Below are 796 nucleotides of genomic sequence, written 5' to 3' on the forward strand. Positions count from 1 at the left end.
ATGCATGTCCAGATCGACAGTAACTACACACTACAACTTGTTGTCTTAGATAGAAATAATGTGGGGATATCTCAGGGGTTGACCTGGTTTTCAACGAGGAATAGCGTTTACGTAATGCAAATCATGCCGGTGCGCCTGCCATGTCGCTCGCTACCCCCGTCAACCGTCTGACGACGGACGAATATCTGGAAATCGAACGGGATGCCGAACGGCGTCACGAGTACCTCGACGGTGAATTGGTGGCAATGGCCGGTGGCTCGCGGGCGCACAATCTGCTCGCGACGCGCGTGGCACGTTTGTTCGGCAACCACCTTACAGGTTCCCCGTGCCGGATCTTCCAATTCGACATGAAGGTTCGCATAGAGCGCGCGAACCGCTTCTACTATCCGGACATCCTGCTGTGCTGCAATCCGTTGACGGCGGATGCCGACGATTACTTCGAGACGGACCCCAAACTGATCGTGGAGGTCCTGTCACCTCGGACGGCCGCTATCGACGACGGTGAAAAACGGGTCAATTACCAGACCCTGGATTCTCTGGAAGAATACCTGTTGCTGGATCCGAAAACGCACGAGGCCATACTTTACCGCCGTAGCGGCGCTTTCTGGACACGTATCTGCTTGAATCCGGAGGACGAGATCGAACTCTTATCGATTGGATTTCGCCGGGATCTGGCCGAAGTTGTGGGACTTGCCTGACCGGTGATCTGACAAATAAGGGAAGGCTCTTTATGGATTCCAGACTGTTAGCGCAGCAGCAGACCGAGGAGGGAATCCATGAGCCCTTTGCCGCGGTT

Annotated in this window: 1 protein-coding gene; it reads left to right on the forward strand. The window is 54.8% G+C overall.

Annotated elements, in window-relative coordinates; genetic code table 11:
* Positions 1-140: 140 nt before the first annotated feature.
* Entirely contained in the window at positions 141-698 is a 558-nt protein-coding gene (locus BQ17_RS01635) for a Uma2 family endonuclease (protein ID WP_089724000.1), read from the forward strand.
* The last annotated feature ends 98 nt before the right edge of the window (positions 699-796 follow it).

Source organism: Candidatus Thiosymbion oneisti (genome assembly GCF_900092655.1).
Classification (GTDB): domain Bacteria; phylum Pseudomonadota; class Gammaproteobacteria; order Chromatiales; family Chromatiaceae; genus Thiosymbion; species Thiosymbion oneisti.

Excerpts from the sequence above, each read along its gene's own strand:
- BQ17_RS01635 (WP_089724000.1), top strand. The coding sequence starts at position 141 with ATGTCGCTCGCTACCCCCGTCAACCGTCTGACGACGGACGAATATCTG.